Origin of the sequence: Halorarum salinum (assembly GCF_013402875.1) — an archaeon.
Lineage (GTDB): Archaea > Halobacteriota > Halobacteria > Halobacteriales > Haloferacaceae > Halorarum > Halorarum salinum.
This window is the reverse complement of sequence record NZ_CP058579.1, coordinates 3,098,194-3,117,815: the sequence shown is the minus strand read 5'-3', so window position 1 is coordinate 3,117,815 and position 19,622 is coordinate 3,098,194. Positions and strand designations below refer to the sequence as shown.

The 19,622-nt window shown below is 66.9% G+C and carries 22 protein-coding genes; all 22 read left to right on the top strand.

Annotated elements, in window-relative coordinates; genetic code table 11:
* The first annotated feature begins 10 nt into the window (after positions 1 to 10).
* Positions 11 to 499, top strand: a complete 489-nt coding sequence (locus HUG12_RS15680) for a hypothetical protein (protein ID WP_179269679.1) — start codon at positions 11 to 13, stop codon at positions 497 to 499.
* Positions 486 to 1,856 carry a hypothetical protein gene (locus HUG12_RS15675; protein ID WP_179269678.1) on the top strand — a complete coding sequence of 457 codons (1,371 nt, stop codon included), beginning with the start codon at positions 486 to 488 and terminating at the stop codon, positions 1,854 to 1,856. Before HUG12_RS15680 ends, HUG12_RS15675 begins: the two co-directional genes overlap by 14 nt.
* A 12-nt stretch (positions 1,857 to 1,868) precedes the next feature.
* Positions 1,869 to 3,452, top strand: a complete 1,584-nt coding sequence (locus tag HUG12_RS15670) for an anti-CBASS protein Acb1 family protein (RefSeq protein WP_179269677.1) — start codon at positions 1,869 to 1,871, stop codon at positions 3,450 to 3,452.
* Positions 3,445 to 4,302: a hypothetical protein gene (locus tag HUG12_RS15665; protein WP_179269676.1), complete on the top strand. Its 858-nt coding sequence runs from the start codon at positions 3,445 to 3,447 to the stop codon at positions 4,300 to 4,302. Before HUG12_RS15670 ends, HUG12_RS15665 begins: the two co-directional genes overlap by 8 nt.
* 6 nt (positions 4,303 to 4,308) lie before the next feature.
* Complete coding sequence (locus tag HUG12_RS21755; RefSeq protein ID WP_246308062.1) at positions 4,309 to 5,640, top strand: hypothetical protein; 1,332 nt, start codon at positions 4,309 to 4,311, stop codon at positions 5,638 to 5,640.
* 3 nt (positions 5,641 to 5,643) lie between these two features.
* Complete coding sequence (locus HUG12_RS15655) at positions 5,644 to 6,123, top strand: hypothetical protein (protein ID WP_179269675.1); 480 nt, start codon at positions 5,644 to 5,646, stop codon at positions 6,121 to 6,123.
* 1 nt (position 6,124) lies between these two features.
* Positions 6,125 to 7,297: a bacteriocin gene (locus tag HUG12_RS15650; protein WP_179269674.1), complete on the top strand. Its 1,173-nt coding sequence runs from the start codon at positions 6,125 to 6,127 to the stop codon at positions 7,295 to 7,297.
* 4 nt (positions 7,298 to 7,301) lie between these two features.
* Entirely contained in the window at positions 7,302 to 7,679 is a 378-nt protein-coding gene (locus tag HUG12_RS15645) for a hypothetical protein (RefSeq protein ID WP_179269673.1), read from the top strand.
* A gap of 149 nt (positions 7,680 to 7,828) precedes the next feature.
* Positions 7,829 to 8,140 (top strand): hypothetical protein, encoded by a 312-nt coding sequence (locus HUG12_RS15640; protein ID WP_179269672.1) that lies wholly within the window; start codon positions 7,829 to 7,831, stop codon positions 8,138 to 8,140.
* 4 nt (positions 8,141 to 8,144) lie between these two features.
* Entirely contained in the window at positions 8,145 to 8,549 is a 405-nt protein-coding gene (locus HUG12_RS15635) for a hypothetical protein (RefSeq protein ID WP_179269671.1), read from the top strand.
* Positions 8,546 to 8,851, top strand: coding sequence for a hypothetical protein (locus tag HUG12_RS15630; RefSeq protein ID WP_179269670.1), 306 nt, complete (start codon positions 8,546 to 8,548; stop codon positions 8,849 to 8,851). The genes HUG12_RS15635 and HUG12_RS15630 overlap by 4 nt, the downstream gene beginning before the upstream one ends.
* Positions 8,852 to 8,854: 3 nt before the next feature.
* Entirely contained in the window at positions 8,855 to 9,283 is a 429-nt protein-coding gene (locus HUG12_RS15625) for a hypothetical protein (RefSeq protein WP_179269669.1), read from the top strand.
* Between the two features lies 1 nt (position 9,284).
* A complete protein-coding gene (locus HUG12_RS15620) occupies positions 9,285 to 9,659 on the top strand; it encodes an HK97 gp10 family phage protein (protein ID WP_179269668.1) in 375 nt (124 codons plus the stop codon).
* On the top strand, positions 9,656 to 10,162 hold the full coding sequence (locus HUG12_RS15615; protein WP_179269667.1) for a hypothetical protein: 507 nt from the start codon (positions 9,656 to 9,658) through the stop codon (positions 10,160 to 10,162). Before HUG12_RS15620 ends, HUG12_RS15615 begins: the two co-directional genes overlap by 4 nt.
* Before the next feature lie 33 nt (positions 10,163 to 10,195).
* Positions 10,196 to 10,696: a hypothetical protein gene (locus HUG12_RS15610; protein WP_179269666.1), complete on the top strand. Its 501-nt coding sequence runs from the start codon at positions 10,196 to 10,198 to the stop codon at positions 10,694 to 10,696.
* A 3-nt stretch (positions 10,697 to 10,699) separates the two neighbouring features.
* A complete protein-coding gene (locus HUG12_RS15605) occupies positions 10,700 to 11,290 on the top strand; it encodes a hypothetical protein (protein ID WP_179269665.1) in 591 nt (196 codons plus the stop codon).
* Between the two features lie 172 nt (positions 11,291 to 11,462).
* Positions 11,463 to 12,278: an HNH endonuclease gene (locus HUG12_RS15600; protein ID WP_179269664.1), complete on the top strand. Its 816-nt coding sequence runs from the start codon at positions 11,463 to 11,465 to the stop codon at positions 12,276 to 12,278.
* A 258-nt stretch (positions 12,279 to 12,536) separates the two neighbouring features.
* On the top strand, positions 12,537 to 14,768 hold the full coding sequence (locus HUG12_RS15595; RefSeq protein WP_246308061.1) for a phage tail tape measure protein: 2,232 nt from the start codon (positions 12,537 to 12,539) through the stop codon (positions 14,766 to 14,768).
* On the top strand, positions 14,765 to 15,247 hold the full coding sequence (locus HUG12_RS15590) for a hypothetical protein (RefSeq protein ID WP_179269662.1): 483 nt from the start codon (positions 14,765 to 14,767) through the stop codon (positions 15,245 to 15,247). Before HUG12_RS15595 ends, HUG12_RS15590 begins: the two co-directional genes overlap by 4 nt.
* A 1-nt stretch (position 15,248) precedes the next feature.
* On the top strand, positions 15,249 to 15,425 hold the full coding sequence (locus HUG12_RS15585) for a hypothetical protein (protein WP_179269661.1): 177 nt from the start codon (positions 15,249 to 15,251) through the stop codon (positions 15,423 to 15,425).
* 2 nt (positions 15,426 to 15,427) lie between these two features.
* Complete coding sequence (locus HUG12_RS15580; RefSeq protein WP_179269660.1) at positions 15,428 to 16,327, top strand: hypothetical protein; 900 nt, start codon at positions 15,428 to 15,430, stop codon at positions 16,325 to 16,327.
* 28 nt (positions 16,328 to 16,355) lie between these two features.
* Positions 16,356 to 19,562 (top strand): fibronectin type III domain-containing protein, encoded by a 3,207-nt coding sequence (locus HUG12_RS15575; RefSeq protein WP_179269659.1) that lies wholly within the window; start codon positions 16,356 to 16,358, stop codon positions 19,560 to 19,562.
* The last annotated feature ends 60 nt before the right edge of the window (positions 19,563 to 19,622 follow it).

Here is a 19,622-nt window from a genome sequence, read left to right as displayed (position 1 = left end):
GAAACACCCCATGGAAGAACGAGAGCGAAACTTCGCCGACGAGTGCGGCGACCACGGCGGGACGAACCGTCACGGCGAGCCGTGCGGCCGTCCGGCGGGGTGGGGGACGGAGTTCGATGACGGCAAGTGCCGAAATCATCGGGGGACGTCCAGAGACGGCTCGTCCCACGAGGGGAACACGAATGCGGCGACCCACGGGGCCTACGCCGAGTCGTTCGTCGAGGACTTCCTCACCGACGACGAGATCGAGCGGGTCGAGCAGGCCCAGGAGCTCCTCGGGACGGTCGAAGGGGCCCAGGACCACGGCCGCCTCATCGCCGCGATCGCGATCGAGCAGTTCCGGCGGACGGGCGACGACCGGTTCCTCCGGCGGTACGAGGCCATCTGCGACAAGTTCGGCATCGCCCCGGCGGACGTCCAGAAGCACGAGCACTCGGGCGGGGGCGGCGGCGCACTTGAGGTCGTGATCAACCGAGAGGAGTACGATGGCGACGAGTAGCCCCGCCCTCGCGGCGGGCGACCCCGTCGAGATCGGCGGCTCCTACTGGGGTGCGCAACTCGACGTCTTCGACGCGCTCGAGTCCGGCGAGAACGACCTCGTCATCTTCCGGACGGGCTACGGCGGCGGGAAGACAGTCCTCGGGAGCGACTGGGTCCTCGGCGTCGGCCTCCAGGTTCCGAACGGGCACTCGCTCGTCCTCGCTCCGGACAAGGCGAAGGGGGGCCCCGCCACGTACAAGGGCTTCTACGAGCGCCTCCCCGGCGAGAACACGGTCCCGAACGACGCCGACGGCGACCCCGAGAACTCACCGATCGTCGCCGGTCATCACGGCACGAAAAACCGAACGACGCTCGTCAACGGGCACATCATCCAGCTGGGTGGGGCCGACATCTGGAGCCGGTTCGCGGGCACGGAGTTCAACGCCATCTGGTGCGACGAGGTCGGCCACTACGACCACACCGACCTGTACGACCTGCACGAGATGCTAATCACCCGCCAGCGGACCGAGCAGGGCCCGAACGTCACCCTGTGGACGTCCACGGGAAACGGGTTCAACCAGTTCTACGACATCAGCGAGCGGGAGATGCAGCCTGACGGCGAGGGCGGCGAGGAGAAGCTACCCTGGGCAGACCGGATGGCGGTGATCGTCGGCGACTCCCGCGACAACCCGTTCCATCACGAGATCGAGAAAATGAAGGCGCAGTTCGAGGGGACCGCCCGCGAGAGACAGGCGCTCGAGGGGGGCTTCTCCGCGGCGGAGGGGCTCGTCTACTCGTCGTTCAGCCGGAAGACGCACGTCCGCGAGCGCCCCGACGTCGTCGACCGCCTCGTCGACGGCTGGCGCCTCTACGGCTACGACTACGGCCACGCCGACCCGCGCGTCCTCCTCGAGATCGGGAAGACGCCCGCCGATCAGTACGTCATCCTCGACGAGTACTACGAACCCCAGCAACCGGTCGAAAAGCTCACCGGGAAGTGGGATGGTGGCCGGCTCGTCCGTGACGGATGGCTCCAGCAGCAGAACAAACGGGCGGGAGAAGTCTACTGCGACCACGAACCGGAGCACATCGAGAAGTTCCGCAAGGCTGGGTTCGAGGCAGACTCGGCGACGAAGAACCTCGATGAGGGGATCGAGGAGGTCCGGAGCGTCCTCGAGGTCGACGAGGCGAACGGCATCCCCGGGTTGCTCGTCGTCGACGACTGCGTCAACCTGATTCAGGAGTTCCAGTCCTACAAGGAGGAGGACGTCGGGACGTCCCGCGCGACGGATCACGCGCTCGACTCGCTCCGGTACGCCATCATGGGCGACCGGTACGTCGAGGAGGACGGCAAGAGCGGCTCCGGAACCTGGTGATCTACTCCACTCATGACAGATAACCCATCCGACGACCACAACCAGAGCACGAGTAGCGACGTCCAGGAGGCCACCGGCGCCGCCACCGGCGAACCCCCGATCGACGACGAGGTGATGGAGCTCGTCGCCGCCGAGAAGGTCGACATGGCCATGCGGCAGATCCTCGCCGACCAGCTCGGAGAGAACGTCGACGCCGAGGGCGTCCCCGACTACTACGACGTCTTCGACTGGGACGTCAACCCGACGGCGACCGATTACTACGCGATGGCGCTGCGGAACCCGTACGCCTTCGCCGTCACGTTCCTCCCGTCGATGACCGCCTGGCGGGACGCTCCCCGCATCGTCGACGACGCCGAGTCGGGTGAGCAGGACGGCCAGACCCAGTTCGAGCGCGACCTCGAGGACCTCGAGCGGGAGCAGCGCCTCTGGCACTACGCGGCTCGGGCAGACATGCTCGCCGGCATCGGCACGTTCGGCGTGCTCGTCCTCGAGTTCGACGACGTCGAGCAGAAGGACATCGGCGACGGCGAGACGTCCGACGGGTTCGCCTCACCCGTCTCCGGCGCCAGCTCCCTCCAGGGGCTCAAGCCCTTCAGCCGGGAGTCCGTCGACGACGTCAAGCTCGGGGGGCCCGGGTCCAGCCGCTGGGGAAAACCCGTTCGCTACCAGATCGACCTCGGCGACGAGAACGACGAGGAGTTCGGCATCGAACGGGATGGCCCGGATTCGATGTGGGTCCACCACTCACGGGTGATCCACGTCCACTCCGATCAACTGCTCGACGACAACATGCGGGGCATCCCCCGCCAGCAGCCGGTCTACAACAACCTCGTCGATATCGAGAAGACGCTCGGCAGCGCCGGCGAACTCGCTTATCGGGCGACGGCGTGGGGCATCAACATCAACATCTCGAAAGACTACCAGTTCCAGGACGGTGCTGACGAGAAGCTGCGCGAGCACCTCGCCCGCTGGCAGGCCGGCCTCGAGAACGTCCTTCGGACCCACGGCGCCGACGACGTCCAGAGCCTCGGCGGCGAGGACATCGACCCGGGCCCGGTGATCGACCCGAACGTCGAGGCAATCAGCGCCCAGACTGGCCTCCCCCAGTCGGTGCTGAAGGGGAACGAAACGGGCGAGCGGTCGACGACACAGGACCTGAAAGAGTGGTACGGGAAGGTCCAGGAGCGCCGGGAGCAGTTCGTCACGCCGACGATCGTCCGCGCGATCGTCGACCGCCTCATCGAGTACGACATCCTCACCCCGCCCAGCCAGGGAGAGTCGGCCTACTCCGTCGAGTGGGATCCGCTCCACGAGATGTCGGAGAAGGACGAGGCGGACGTCCAGCACACTCGGGCCCAGGCGCTCAGCGAGTGGACGGGTGGGATGCCCGAGGCCGTCCTCACGCGCCAGCAGCAGGCCGAGTACATCGAGAACGGGACGCTCCCATCCGAGTTCGACGAGGTCCCGGACGACGTCCAGGAGCTCGAGGAGGAGGCCGCAGCCGCCGCAGACGCTCGGTCGGTTGAGGAGATGACCGCCGGCTACGGCGCCGAGTCGACCGCCGCGACTGACGGCGGCGAGGTGGACGATGAGTAGCGCCTGCGGGCACCGTCACCACCTGACGGCCCAGGACTACGCGCTCGACGAGGCGGGCCGGGCGGACCCGACCTCGACGACGACCGTCCAGCGGGCGTACGCCCGGTTCCTTCGGGGGCGGGTGGGGAGCCTGAACGCTGACGTCCGGCAACTCCTCGTCGACGAGGACGCGCTCGGGCTCGCCTCGAGCGTCGGGGGGCGGTGGGGGGGCCTCTCCCCGGCGGAGACCGCCCGCCGGTTCGACGAGTGGATGGAGCGCGCCATCCAGGCCGAGGTGCTCGACCCGCACGACAGCCGGAAGGTGCGCGACTGGTTCGAGCGCGCCTCAAAACAGGCGCTCCGGACGGCGAACGGCGAGCTCCGACGGTTCGGCGTCGACGTCGACCCCGCGGAGGACGTCATCGCGCAGGACGTCGTCCAACAGTCGATCGACCTCCAGCAGGAGGACGCCCGCCAGCGCGTCGCCTCGTGGATGGACGACTACCGGACGGACGCGCGCTCCCTGGTGACCGCGGGCGTCGCCGGCGAGGTCGCGAAGTCCGCGCTCGCCACCGACATCTCGGAGCGGGCGCAGGTGTACAAGAGCCACACGACGGCGACGGCGTCGGGGCGAGTCGTCAACCAGTACAACACGACGAAGCTCACCGCGTACGATCGCGTCGACGCCGACGTCGAACTGGACGTCGAGGCGGAGTTCCGGACGGCGGGCGACGACCGGGTCTGCTCGCTCTGCCAGAGCCTCTCGGGGACCTACACCCTCGAGGAGGCCCAGCAACTCACGATCCCGGACGACACCCACAACCTGTGCCGGTGTCAGTGGATCGTGACCGACGTCCAGGAGCTGTTCTGACCGCGTATGACCGGCGATTACCCGGGACCGATGACCCGTCGAGGCGAGGACCTGGGCCTGCTTCTGACCATGAAGGACGAACACGATCTCCGCGTCTCGGCGCGGACAGCGCAGCTGCTCGCCAGCGACGGCGACGCGGAGGACGGCCCACCGTGGCGGTTCTCCGGCGTCGCCGTCGCGGCGGGTGATATTCTCCACATGGAGGACGGGACGCCCGTCCTCATCACCGAGGAGGAGCTACGCGCCGCTGCCGAGACCCAGACTGGCGAACCGCTCACGGTTGACCATCCTCGAGATGAGGACGGCCAGCCGCAGTATCCCCCGTCGACGGACGAGACGATCGGGAAGGTCTCGAAGGCGGGCTGGCTCGACGACGTCGAGGGTGTCGGCTACGAGGCCACCACTCACGAAGAGGCCGTCGCGAAGGGCGTCCAGGCCGGGAGCTACGAGGTCTCGGTCCACCCGACGTTCCGCCTTGGCGAGAAGGACGACGCGACGGGCGCGTACGTCGCCAAGGACATCGACTTCCGCGACCTCTCGGTCGTCTCGAAGGGAGACAGCCCGTCGAACACCGCGCAGTGGGGCCCGAACCAGGCGCTCGCGTCCTATACGGCGTCGACTGACATCAGTTCCGAACTCACAGCAGCGGCCGGAGACGACGCCGACGTCGCCGATCGGCAGGGCCTCGTGAGCAGCACCGTTCGCGGCACGCTCGAGGCCCTCGGCCTCTCGGCGAGCGCCGTCGACGAGACCAGCATCGGCGCCGGAAACGAAGGGGCGGAATCCTCTGCGGACCCACAGACACCTAACATGAGTGACAACACGATCGAGACGCTCGTCGCCAACCATGGCTTCGACGAGGAATCGCTCGAGAACATGTCCGACGAGGACCTCGAGCGCCTCGAGGAAGCGATCGACGGCGACGGTGGCACCGACCCGGACGGCGGCTCCGGCGATGGAGACGGCGGCCAGCAGACCAGCACAGAGACGGACGACAAGACGCTCGGCGAGATGACCGTCGACGAGCTCGGCTCGGCGCTGCAGGAGCAGGGCTTCGTCACGGAAGACAACGCGAGTGACCTCGTCCAGAACGCGCAGGCCCAGGCCACGAAGGCCGAGAAGGTCGAGGAGATCGTCGCGAAGAGCGACGACTTCGACGAGGACGACCGCGAGGACCTCATGGCCTCGGCGGATAGCCTGGTCGAGCGAGAACACAAGCGCGTCCGCGGCGAGCTCGCTGCCCAGATCCCGGCGAACGCCGGGCAGGCGGCATCGCTCACCGCTGGCGCGACCGACGACAGCGTCGTCGACGAGTACGGCACGGGTGTGGGGGAGTAACCGATGATCGACTCTCCCACCAGCACCGTCGCCCAGCTCCACAACGAGAACAGCTACCAGGAGGGCGAGGCGGACGCCGCCCTCGACCCCGCGACCGGCGCGGTCGCGTACAAGGACGCCAACGGCGACTGGCACGTCCGCCAGGCCACCGAGGGCGAGGACACGAAACGGGTCGTCCGCGAGCAGCGGAACCCGCCCCGGACGTCCGGGAGCGTCGGCGACGGAACGGCGCCGATTGACGACCCGTACGCCGCGGGCGACAACGTCGAGACGGTGGGCTTCCACCGCTACGACCGGGCTCGACTCCGTGTCGGCGTGAACGCCTCGGCGGACCCGACCGACGCGGAAGTCGGCTGGGACACCGACGGCGGCATCACCGATCAGGACGCTGGCGCCGCGGATCCGGCCAACATCGTCGGCCGTGGCGTCGAGCTGATCGAACGCACCGACGCGGACAACCTCCTCGTCGTGGAGTTCTTCTAACATGAGCACTGCAAACGTTCAGATCCCGGAGACCTTCGGGCCCAAGGAGTTCGAGAACAGCCTTCCCCTCACCGCGCAGGCGGCACTGTACAACCCCGTTCCCGACGTCCGCGAACAGGCGCTCGCCCAGCTGCGCGCTGACTCGGTCTTCGACCCTGGCGCCTGGGAGCGCCTCGACGAGGCGACCGGCGTCAAGAAGACCGACCAGAACGAGCGGCTCCAGGAACTCGTCGCCGACTCAACGCTCGTCGTCGACTCGTGGGAGCAGATCTCCGACATGGTGCTCGACGACCAGTTCGTCGGGTCCACCGTCGTCGATCAGCTCATGGCTGCCGGCTTCGACGTCTCCTCGTCGCTGAACCGGTACGCGTACTTCAACCCGCTCTCGAACGTCCGCCTCGAGGCGGAAGTCGGCATGAACCTGCGGACGCAGGGCGAGCAGGACATGCCCGCGTTCGGCCTGGATGGCGTCCCGCTGCCGCTCCACACCGTGGAGTACCAGATCGACGCACGCGAGTACCAGAACGCCGTCGCGTACGGCGAGGACTTCGACGACTCGGTCGGGACGGAAGCGCGCCGTGCGCTCAACCGCTCCGAGTCCGAGATGCTCTGGAGCGGCTGGGGTGGCGAGGTCGAGACCGAGCGCGGACTCGTCAGCGTCGCCGGCCTCGATCAGGACATCACCCAGATCCTCCAGGCGTCCGGGTCGACCGGCTGGATCGGCGACGCCGTCGGCGTCATGGAGGACATCGACGAACTCCACGATACGATCGAGAGCCAGACGGACGTCGTCGACGAGGACGACGTCCCGCTCGTCTCCGAGGTCGGTGCGCGCGTCCTCGTCCCCCGCGCCATGTGGGGCGAGGTCCAGCGGCAGAACTACCAGGACGCCAACGGGGCGACCGACGAGCCGCTGATCGATCGGATCAGCCGGAAGTACCCGTACCTCAACCTCATGCCAGCGCCGCGGCTGGACGCCGACAGCGTCATCATGCTGCTGGACGACCCGCGGTACTTCCAGATCGTCAACGCCCAGGGCGTCACGAACACGACCTGGGAGTCCGACGGTGGCGCGGCGCTCAACGCCCGCCTCGTCTCCAGCCGGACGCCGTTCGTGCGCCAGCAGCCCGACGGGATCAACGGCATCGTCCGGATGACCGGCATCAACCAGTAGGCCCATGAGTGACGAGATTCCCGTTCGCGTCGCCGGCGCGGAGTTCCGGTTCGACCGCGAACACTACACTCGGGGCGACGAACTCGAGGTGCCCGAACGAACGCTCGAAGCACACCCGCGGACGCTCAAACGCGTCGAGGAGACGGAGACAGAGCCAGAGGCAGAGGAGACAACCGTCCAGGAGAGCGAGGATGTCAGTATGGACGGAGAACTCGACCCGCACCCGCAGGAGCTCACCGTCGACGAGCTCGAGCGGCGCGTCCAGGACGTCACCGACGTCGACCTGCTGGAGCGCATCCTCGCAGCGGAGACCGAGAGCAACGACCCGCGGAGCACCGCCGTCGACGCGCTCGAGAACCGCCTCGACGAGCTGGAGGACTAGTCCATGCCTGACGGACGCCTCGGTCGTGCCCCCACCGCCCACACGGCCGCCAGCCTGTCGACCGCGCATCCGGTCGGGGGAGAGATCTCCCGGCGTACGAGTGCCCACACGAGCGCCGACCTCGCCGTGTACGGCGCGGGGGCCGGTAGATGAGGCTGCAGAACGCCTTCGTCGGCGAGGACGTCCCGATCACGATCACCTACGAGGACGACGCTGGCGCCGCAGTCGATCCGGACGACACGGCGACCGAGCCGACGGTCACGGTCGTCGACGTCCCCGAGCACGACGCCGAGAGCGAGACCGACGTCGTCTCCGACCAGCTGATGAACCAGAACGGGACGGGCGACTTCGAGTACGTCTGGGACACCAGCGGCCTGGACGCCGGCGAGTATCGCATCGAGGTCACCGCGGACTTCAGCACCGAGACGAAGATCGTCAAGCAGACGATCCTGCTCGAGTAACCCCATGGCTCGCACGACACCCGATGCCGTCCGCGCCGAGCTCGAGCGGACGGACTTCCCGACCGCCGATCTCTCCACCGAGCAGATCCAGACGGTCGGGATCGACCCCGCCACGCTGGACGTCGACGAACTGCTCGCGAACACGGGCCAGTCGGACGATCGGCTGAAGCTGGTCGAGCGGTACCTCGCCGGCCACAACATCCTCTCGTCGGGGATCGACGACCTCCGGCAGACGACGTCGGAGCGCACCGACCGCGAGCAGAAGTCGTACGCCGGCGAGTTCGGCGAGGGGCTCCGCTCGACCACGCTCGGGCAGAAGGCGATTCGCGCCGATCGGTCTGGGAAGCTGGCCGACATGGACAAGCCCGTCGCGACGATCGACGTCCCGAGCACGAAGGGGGGCCGATGACCGACGACACGACCGGCGTCTACCGCGCCCTGCGCTCGCTCCGCTACGGTGGGGGTGAGCGCCACGATGCGGGCGACCTGCTGGTCAACCCGCCCGCGTGGGTCCCGACCCGCCTCGACCGCGCCCTCGAACGCCTCGACGAGGATGGCCGGCTCCCGCGGGACGTCCTCCGGCACATGCAGTACCAACGGCTCCAGCAGCTGGCGGCCGAAGGTGACGTCGACGACGTCGACGGGAACTCGTCCGCGGAGGAGATCATCGACTCCTACGCGCTCGACGAAGACGAGGAGCCGGAGGGCTGACTCATGCGCGGCACGCTCACCCATCTCGGGACGATCGAGCACTACCAGGCGACTGGCGAGACCGTCGACGATGGCGCCGGCGGCACGATCCCCCAGAAGGACTGGGTCACGGTCGTCGACGGCGTCCCCTGCCGGTACGAACCCGAAGGGCAGGGCTACGTACGCCAGGACCAGGGCGGCCGCGTCTACGAGTCGCCTCGCGTCTACTTCCCTGCCCGATCGGTCGGGGAGATGGTCGACGTCTCCGGCGCCGAGGAGGAGGCCACCTACGAGTACCAGCTCGACGTCGCGGCCGGCGACGACTACCGCCTGACGCTCGATGCCGTCGACGGTGTGTTCGCGCTCTCGGATCCGGACGTCCACTACGAGGGCCCGAACCGGCCGTCGCACGTCATCATCGAGGTCGAGCGCATCGACCCGGAGGACGCCTGAGATGGATATCGAGTTCGAGTGGGAGCAGGGCCAGGCCCCGCCCGACATGAAGCGAGCGCTCCAGCAGTTCGAGAACGTCCTCGAGGACGAACTCGGGAGCGCTGCCGAGCGCCTCATCGAGGAGATCCACGAGGACGTCGAGGACCTCGCGCCGGTCGATACGGGTGAGCTCCGCGACTCCTACGAGCACGAGGTCGAGCAGATCCTCGGCGCGATCATCGAGGCCCGCGTGTACTCCGACGTCGAGCACGCGCCCTACCAGGAGTTCATGGACATCGGAACGCCGCACGTCGGGCCCGCCCTCGAGAAGCACAAGAAGACGTTCGAGGACGAGGCCGAGTCGGCCTGGAACACAGCCGTCCGGAGGGTCTCGTGACCCGAAACCCGGGGCAGGGCCCCCTCCTGGCCGACATCCTCGCCGATCTCCGCACGCACCAGCGCCTGCTCGACCGCCTCGACACGGCCGACCTTCCGGGTGTCGGCGGGCCCGACAACGTCGTCGACCAGATCCACCCGGCCCAGCCGGAGGGCGACCACGACTACCCGGTCAGCGTCTGGGTGAAGCTCACGGCCGGCGCCGGCGAGCACCGCGGCGCCTCGACGAGCACGGACATCATCTGCGACATCGGCCTGAACACCCGGACTGCCTGGCGGAAGGCCGTCCAGCAGGACCGCGGCGTCCTGACGGCGGTCGAGATGGACTGGCTGCTCGACCTCGTCGAGGAACGGGCGAGCGTGAACTTCGGCGTGCCGTACATCACCGCCAGCAGGGCGGGAGGCGCGGCGAACCTGCAGCCCGGTGGCGGAGACCAGCTGGCGAACGTCCGCCGGTGGACGATCACCCGGACGGTCGTCGGCGATGACGGCCCACGAGCATAGCGCGCGAACCAGCAGACACAACACACCATCATCATGAGCGCAGCACCAAGCAACTACGACGAAACGGAAACGCTCTCGGGCGCCTGGACGGACGTCTCGCTCGTCACGGACCCAGGCACTGCCGAAGAAACAGAAACGTTCCTCGCCCGAACGGCGGGTGACATCACCATCACCGAGAACAACAACCAGTGGCAGTCGGAGCCGAACGCCGACCGGAACATGCAGTCCGGCACCGAGCACGTCGACTACAACGTCGACGTTCCCCTCGACCACGTCGCCGAGACGGACCTCGAGGAACTCGGCGTCGTCGACGCCGACACCAAGGAGCGGATCTTCAACGAGATCCACGACGCCGTCCGCCTCTACGTCTTCAAGGACCGCGAGGATGCCGACGGCGAGGAGCTCATCCAGCGCGAGCTCACGCGAACCCGTGTCGAGTCGACCGAGGAGGAGTTCGCCAGCGGCGACCCGGCTGCCGCGACGATCACGCTCCGCGTGATGGGCGGGATCAAGCACGAGTTCAGCACGGCCTGACCCATGTCGCAGGCCCAGCCCACGACCGATCACTTCGACCGCTTCGAGAACACTGAGGGCGCCCATGCGTACGTCGAGGAGCGCGAGCAGCGCCAGCAGGAGCAGCAGGCCGAGGCGCTCGAGCTCTACGGCACCGCCCGCCAGCTGTTCCTGAACCGCTACCTCGACACCTTCGAGGTGGAACGCCACGGGACAGCGATCGAGTTCTATCGGCCCGTGGGAGCGAACAGCGCGAAGCTCGACGACTTCGAGGACCGCGAGCAGGCCCAGTGGCTCCGCCGCGGTGCCGAGTACCTCGAGGAGGTCGAGCAGCGGCGCATCGAGACGATCCAGAACCTCCAGTCGGACGACGTCGATCTGACGGAGCTCTACGACGAGGCGCTCGACGGGACCGAGCTCATGCGGAAGACGCTCTCGGCACACGCCGTCGACGAGTCGTTCCACGATCCGGACGTCTGGTCGGTGATCTTCCGTGATGACGACACCATCAGCGAGGTGTTCGACGATTTTACGGCCGAAGGGGAGGCGGAGAAGCAGCAGCAGAAGCTCGCCGCGTTGCAGAACATGATGTCGGACGACAACTCGCCCAACTGAAGGAGATCTGGGACATCGGCCCGCGAGAGTTCTTCGAGATGGCCGACTGGGAGAAGAGCTTCTGGCTCACCCGGCTCGCCGAGCGCGCCGAACACTACCGCAGCTACTGACCACGAATGGCTTTTAGTACAAAAACGCAGCACTCAATGACCTTCGTTGTAATGGGTGACTTATGGAAACCTGCCCCACGTGTGGGGAGGACTTCGGGTCGGAGCGGGCCGTCAAGGTCCACCACGCGAAGGGCCACGGAAAAAGTCTCGTCGCGACCGAGGAGACATGTCACACCTGCGGTGAGACGTTCGTGGACCGGCGGAATCGAGACCGAGATTCCGACCATCGGTTCTGCTCGCAGGAGTGCCGTATCGAGTGGCTCGAATCCAGAACGGGTGAGGATCACCCAAATTGGTCAGAGCATATCCGGACGGCGTGCGCGTCCTGTGGAGAGGAACTCGCCCGCGCCCCTTGGCGGACGGAACGCTCGGAACGGGCGTTCTGCGACCCCGACTGTCTTGGGGCGTGGAGATCTGAGAACCGTTCGGGAACGGAGTCGCCGCTTTACAACACTGTCGCCGTCGACTGTGAACAGTGCGGAACGGAGATTCTCAAACCGGCTTCCCGCGTCGATGGACGTCGCCATTTCTGCGATATTCACTGCCATGGGGAGTGGATATCCAAGAACAAAAGCGGCGAAAACGGGACGAACTGGCAGGGCGGCCACGATCGGTACTACGGCCCGAACTGGAACGAACAGCGACGGGAGGCGCGCGAGCGTGACGACTACGGGTGTCAGTCATGTGGGATGTCGAACGACGAGCACCGAGACGAGTGGGGCGAGGACCTCCATGTCCACCATATCACACGCTTCGGGGCATTTGATTCCTACCAGAAGGCGAATCGACTCAACAATCTCGTCACGCTGTGTCGGTCGTGTCACCTCGGGAAGTGGGAAGGCATCCCACTCCGTCCCGACACCCGGGCAGCAGAATAGGCGCTTCTCTCAGAGACCGCTGGGGGTCGCAGAATAATGGCGTTCAGCACGCTCACCGGCGCTATTCGTGTCGACGCGTCCGGTGTCGAAGAAGGAGTAAACGAGGCCGAGCAGTCGGTCGATTCTCTCACTGGTCGAATGCAGTCGGCAGGGAAGTCTATGCAACGGGCTGGAGCGGCAATGACGGCTGGAGTCACTGCTCCGTTAGTGGCTATGGGAGGAACGGCCGCAAAACAGGCTGCTTCGTTTGATCAGGCGATGCAACAGAGCATCGCAGTCCTTGGCGACGTCGACGAGGCGATGCGCGAGGACCTCGAGCAGACCGCTCGCGAGGTCGCGACGTCGACGACCCAGTCCCACGAGGAGGCTGCCCAGTCGTTCTACTTCCTCGCCTCTGCTGGCCTCACAGCAGCCGAGGCGATGGAGGCGATGCCGCAAGTGGCGGCGTTCGCCGAGGCCGGCCAGATGGACATGGCCGAGGCGACCGACGTCGCGACGAACGTGATGTCGGCGTTCGGCTACGAGGCCGAGGAGATGAACGAGGTGACCGACACGCTGACCGCGACCGTCACCTCCCACAACCAGACGATGGACGGGATGGCGCAGGCGATGAGCCGCGTCGCTCCCACGGCCGCGGGGATGGGCGTCGAGATCGAGGAGGCGGCCGCCGCCATCGGGCTCCTCGGCGACGTCGGGATCCAGGGCCGCCGGGCCGGGACGTCGCTCAACCGCGCGCTTACCGTCCTCGCGAACCCCACGGGGCGGGCCGCCGAGCGGATCAACGAGCTCGGCGTGAACGTTCGCGACGCGAACGGAGATCTCCGGTCGATCACGGAGATCATGAGCGACTTCGAGGCGGCGGGGGCGAGCTCGGCCGACATGGCCGCGATCTTCGGGAGCGAGGCCGGGCCCGCGATGTCCTCACTCCTCCAGCAGGGTGGCGACGCCATAGCGGAGAGTACAGACCGACTCCGGGAGGCCGAGGGCGCGACCCAGGACGTCGCCGACACGCAGCGGGAGACGCTGAACGCGGAGCTGCAGGTGATGCGGTCGAACCTCGAGGAGGCGGGCGTGGCGATCGGGGCGAACCTCCTTCCGATGCTGTCGACGCTCTCGGGGCACGTCCAGCGCGCCGGGCAGTGGTTCGCGGGCCTCTCCGACAACCAGCAGAAGGTCATCATCGCCTTCGGCGGAGTGCTCGCGGCTATCGGGCCCGTCCTCCTTGCACTGGGGACGCTGGGGACGCTGCTCCCTGCCGCAGCGACAGGGGCGACGATGGCCGCCGGCGCGTTCGGGACCATGTGGACGGCGCTGCTCGGCCCGATCGGGCTGGTGCTCGCCGCTATCGCGGCGTTCGGTGCCGCCTACGCGACGAACTTCCTCGGCGTGAAGGACCTGACCAACGACGTCGTCGGGGGCGTGATGGATAACCTCGACCTGCTGAAGGGATGGGTCCTGACAGCGATCGGTCCGATCGGCTGGCTCTACATGGCCTGGGAGTCGAACTTCCTCGGCATCCAGAACGCGACGGCCGACGCGAAGGACGCCGTCCTGGACAACCTCGACCTGCTCGCGACCGGGATTCTCGCGGCACTGGGCCCGATCGGGTGGTTCGTGATCGCCTATCGGAAGAACTTCATGGGCGTCGGTGACGCGACCGACGAGGTGATCGGCCGCGTCGTCGACGGGATCAACTGGCTCATCTCGAAGATCACGCAGATCCCGAGCGAACTGCAGAACCTCATCGACCGCATCCCGGGCGTCGACGGCGAGGAGGTCGCCGACAAGCTGTTCCCACCCACACCTGCCGAGGAACGGGCGCGAGAGACCGGCGAGTCGGCTGCAGAGGCGGCCGAGGAGGGCGCGTCCGAGGAGGCTGCGTCGGCGAGCAGCAAGGAGCAGCAGCTGCTCTCGGGCGGGGGTGACCCGTACGCCGCCGGCGAAGACGTCGGCGCCGACATGGCCGCAGGCGCGACCGCCGGCATCGAGGGCGAGCTCGGCGACGGCCCGATCAAGGGCGAGATGACCGATGCGATGCGCTCGGTCCTCGAGTCCGGCGTCGAGGGGTACGTCAGCGATCCCGACGAGATCGAGGATGCGCCCACAGAGATCAACGAGGCGCTGTTCAACGCGATGGCCGAGTCCCAGGGTGGGGCGACCGCCGAGCGGCTCGGCGTCTCCGAGCAGGAGTTCGTCGCGCTCTCGAACCGGTTCGGCGGCACCGACTGGTCGGGCGGGGGTGGTAGTGGCGGCGGGAGTGCCCCGGCGGACGTCATGGCCTCGGGCGCGACGGGGTCCAATAGTGGCGGTGGAGGCGGGGGGCCCTCTGCCGCGGACATTGCCTCGGCGCTGCGGAGCGTCCTGCAGGATCTCGTCCTTGAGGGCGACCTCGACGTCGACGACAGCGAGTTCGAGGAAGCGATCAACGGCACCGTTCGCGCCGAGTTCGGCCGTGAACGCGACCGCCTCGACCGCGGGGTGGGCGGATGACGGCAATCGTCCCCTGGACGATCGAGACGAGCGTCGGCGACGTCACCGCCGACTGGCTCGAGGGGACGCTGTTCAACACGGCCCCTGGGGACGAGGTGACCGCCACGTTCGCGTTCGTCTCGTGGGGCGAACCAGTGTCCCCTCGAGATCGGCACGGCGCACTGCAGCCGCTCGTGGACGCTGCACGGGATGGCGTGACCATCCGGACCGGTGTTCGCGGCGGGGCCACGGATACTGGCCTCCCGTACTACCGCGAGGAGCTCACTGGCTTCGACGAGGTGGACTCGTTGCTGGTCGCGCTCCTGCCCGAGGGCGATCGGCGGGGCGCCGTCTGGGCGATCCTCCGCAGCGGGTCGGACGCGACACCTGGCACCGAGGGGGACGTCTTCGTGTGGGAGTTGGAGTTGACGGTGCTCAAGCGGTACGAGGGCGAGGACCGCGCAGAGATCGAAGCCGAGTACGGCGACGAGGTGCTCTGAAATGCCCATCATCGACGACTTCGAGGGCGCCGACGCGAAGACCGACAGCGGCGGCGTCGTCCAGTGGGGGCGCATCTTCGACCCGGCGCACGACCTGCTGGCGCCGATCGCGTCCGAGCAGGTGGTCGATGTCGGGGCGGGCGTGCGGCTGTCCAGCAGAGAACAGAGTAGGCTGTAACCATGACACTCAACATCGACATCGGAGACGGTGCGGATGCACTGACCATCAACCAACTGCGGGGCGCACTCGATGGGACGTACTGGTCCACGGGCTGGGACGCATCCCCCGGTTCGGGAGACATGGAGGTCGACATCTCCAGCGGGGGCGGTGCAGTGGACAATAGCGACACGAGTACGGGAAGTACACAGACGGTCGACTTCACGGGGGACGTTGACCCCGACGACCCACGGAAGGCGGTTATCTACGTGGGCCCGGCCGGGAGCGTGCAGGCAGTACTCGGGGACCCCACGCCCGCAGACCCAAGCGGTGAGACGCGCTTCCGAACGTGGGACCCGGCGCCACCGGCCACAGTGGATGGCGTGGCCGTCGCAGAGGTGTGGCTCGGGGCGGGTGCGATTGAGGTGGTAGATGCCGACATCCGCGATCGGCGGGTGGGGAACTACCCAGCCGACAACCCCCCGGATGTGTCCCACGATGACCTTTCAGGCATCGAATCAGGCCAGCACCACAACCGGCCGACGGGAACTGGGTCCGAATCGGGGAGCGGGACGTGGTCAGTCCAGGGGACGTGGAGCGGTAGTGAGTCGATACAATCCGATGACACCTACACGTTCGACGTAACAGTCAACACAGCGACACCGACGTTCCGAGTAACCGTCACCGACCAAAGCAACACGGAAGGATACATCTACCCCACCGAAATCGAGGTCGGAGGGAACCTATATTCCTCGTATGACACCCCAGCCCGAGGGGAAGAGCTGGTCGTCACCGTCCCACCGGTCCACAACGCGGACGTTTCCGTGACCGTCGAAAACTCGTCAGGGACCACGCAGGACCTGAATGAGGTAGAAGTAGAGGCAGTCGACGGCTACCTGTCCGCCCACGCCCACAACATCTGACCATGCTGGAGATACACTATGGGGGAGCATGAGTTTCGCCTACGGCGGCTCCGGTGACGGTGCGTCTTACGGCGGGGAGAACGGGTCCGCCTACGGGCTACCGCTCCCTCGGAGGGTCGAAGGTGTCGGCGTCGAGTCAGCTACCGGGGACGAGGTAGACCTCTCGTGGGACGCTGCTGGGAGTACCGACGAGTACGTCATCCTTCAAGCCGAGGCGAGCGGGGCCGACGCTACCGACTACTCAGAGGTCGCAACGACACCCACCACGTCCACGACCGTCAGCGGGCTTGAGGACGGAGAGCGGTACTACTTCCGGGTCCGCGGCCGGAACGACCGTAGTGACGGCCCGCTCTCGGCAGAAGTCGACGCGACGACGGTCCTCCCGGCCACCGAGATAACAGACATCGGCAACGGGGTTCGGGGGGAACTGACACTCTCGCTGGACGCTCTGGACGACTCTACCGACGGCGGTATCGACATCTACCGCTCCACTGATGGTTCGCTCGGGAGTGCGGTCGCTACAGACCTCGATTCAGACACGGGAGAGTACACGGACAGCGAGGCCATCCTTGACGGCGAGGAGTATCACTACACGGCTCGCCGTATCACTGACCACACGCAGACAGATGGCGAGCAGGCCGCGCAGACAGCGTTCCTTCCAGACGAAGACGCGCCTACCCTCCTGAACGGCGTCGAGGACGAGGTCACACTCGACCGCGAGAGCACCGTCTCGAACTACGGCGACGTCCGCGTCCAGCAGCGTGAGACCGGGGAGGATGCGTGGGACGACACCGCCACGGGCTGGGCAGAGCAAGTCGTCGCGAACGACACGCTCACGCTCACGTTCGAGGGGTTGGAAGACGGCGAGGAGTTAGAGTACCGCGCCCGAACCGAAACCGAACATGTCACCGGCAACTGGACCGCTCCCGTCGCGATCATCACGAAATTCCCCGGTGCAACGAACCTGTCGATCACGGCGACGACGGCGACCAGCGTCGCCCTCGAGCACAACGACAACGCCGACAACGAAGATGGGACGTGGGTGTGGCGCAGAGAGGAACTCGACCCGCTGCGGGACACCGGCTTCGGCGAGTGGGAGGTCATCGACACCATCGACCCGACCGATGGGACTGGCCCGGTCCAGTTCACGGACGACACGGTCCGACCCAACCGTGACTACGAATACTACGTCGAACCGTTCACCGAGCATACGAGCGCGGAGTCGGGCACCGTCTCCACTACCACGGAACTCGCCGTCCCCAATGAGGGCTGGTACGTCGTCCTCAAGGCCGGCACAGGAGAGCGAGCGACGATCCCGTATAGCGTCATCGACGAGTCACGCCCCCGCCTCGAACCCGAGACGTCCGCCGTCGGTCGGTGGACGATCGATATTAGCCCGAACGACGTCCTCCGTGAGTGGCTCCGGGCGGAGGCGTACATCTACTATAACGGCGATCTCTGGATGCGGGGCCCGTTCACACGCTATCATCCCGATGGCGGGAGCGGCGACGTCGCCGCGAAGATGGAAGGTTTCGGCATCATCCAACACCTGAAGGGCGGCGGACAGGCCTTCAGCGTGCAGAGCGAGCCGGGGTATGAAGCGTTCCAGCGCTTCGCCGACGAGCACCTCAACGAGTGGAACGTCGACGTCACACCTCCGAGCGAGAACATCGTCGACGAGGACTTCCCCGTCCAGGACGCCGAGGACGACACCGGGCTCGAGGGACTCTTCGCCAGCGCACTCGACGGCGACGATATCGCCGCCACTGTCGACAGCGGCGTGGCCCCGCTCCAGGTCGCCTGGACGAGGGAGGGCGAGGACGCCGATCGGGACAGTGGCGCCTCGATCCAGTCGTTCTCGGACGCCTCGGGCGGCGAGTCCCTGACGCTCATCTCGGAAGTGGGCAACTACGCTGAGTGGGACTTCGAGAACTATCACCGCATCCCGGTCGACGAGCTCGTACTTTACGTCCGCACACGCAATCTCGACGCCGGCAGCAGCACCCCCGAAATCGAAGCATCGATCGACAGCGACGTCGTCGGTCCGGTCGGCGTCACGGCGGGCCCATTCGTATGGCAGGACCGGGACTCGGACTTCTCCGGGTGGGAGATCCAGGACGACCTCGAGCCTGGCGTGCACACCCTTCGTCTGGAGGTGGTTGACGCGCCCAGCTCGGACGCCGACGCGTTCACGTTCGACGTGGTGGCGCCCCTGGACGGCCGGTTCTCGTACAGCCTGCCCGACGACCTCGTGGACGGCTACCTCGACGGTCCAGAGCACTACCGGCCAGTGACGCTGGAGGCGGAGCCGTTCTCCCAGTCGTTCAACATCGTGGAGGCCGACATCGACGCCGACCTGACGAACACGGATAACGGCCAGCGCCTCCAGGCGTCCAACGACGGTGGCGATACCTGGCTCCCGAACGACGGCACCGAGGAGAACACCGCTGCCGTGACCGCTGACTTCGCGGCGGCAGAGACCTTCGGCTCGGAGATCCGGGGGCGCGTCACACTCGATGGCTACGAGCCGAATGGCCCTCGCGACGCCACACCGCGGCTGGGGTACGAGCCGCAGACGCTGTCAGCGTGGGAACTCCAGATTACGACGAACGCGCTGCGCGTCATCGACGACCAAACGTTCACGGGGAGCCCGTACGAGATCGCTGACTCGATCGCCGACGACTCAGGGCTCGTCTTCGTCCCCGACTACCGCGAGGACGGGCTCGCGCTGAAGGCATTCGCCCCCGGCGACGAGGTGCTCGACGTTGACTGGACTGTCGAGAATGCCGACCCCGTGGACACCAGTGAGGGCTACTACAACGAGATCACCGTGTTCGGGCCCGAGGACGACAACGGCGAGCGCCTCCAGGCAACTGCCTCGTCGGAGACCGAGCAAGATCGCGTGGGCGTCGTTGAAGGTCCGGCCGAGTTCCGTCCAGACGCCGAGACAGAGGCCGAACTGGAGTCGATCGCGCGGACGCAGCTGGCCGAGGGCGTCTCAAAGGACACCGTCACGGGCTCGCTCACCATCTCCTCACAGTTCGTCCAACCAGGATACGCGTACGAGGTGGACGAATTTAGAAAATTAGACCCAAGAGACAACCCTGCATACGTCTTGAAAAGCGCAACATTCGAATGGGGGACGATGTCGCTCGACTTCGAGGGACGGCAGTCGCTCGCGCGGGCGATCAGGAGCATCGAAACCGAGGTCAGAACCACAAAGCGGGCGCTGTGATGTCAGCTGAGCGATCGCGCGGTCGAGCTGTGGCTCGACCGGCTTGAGCAGTATCATAGG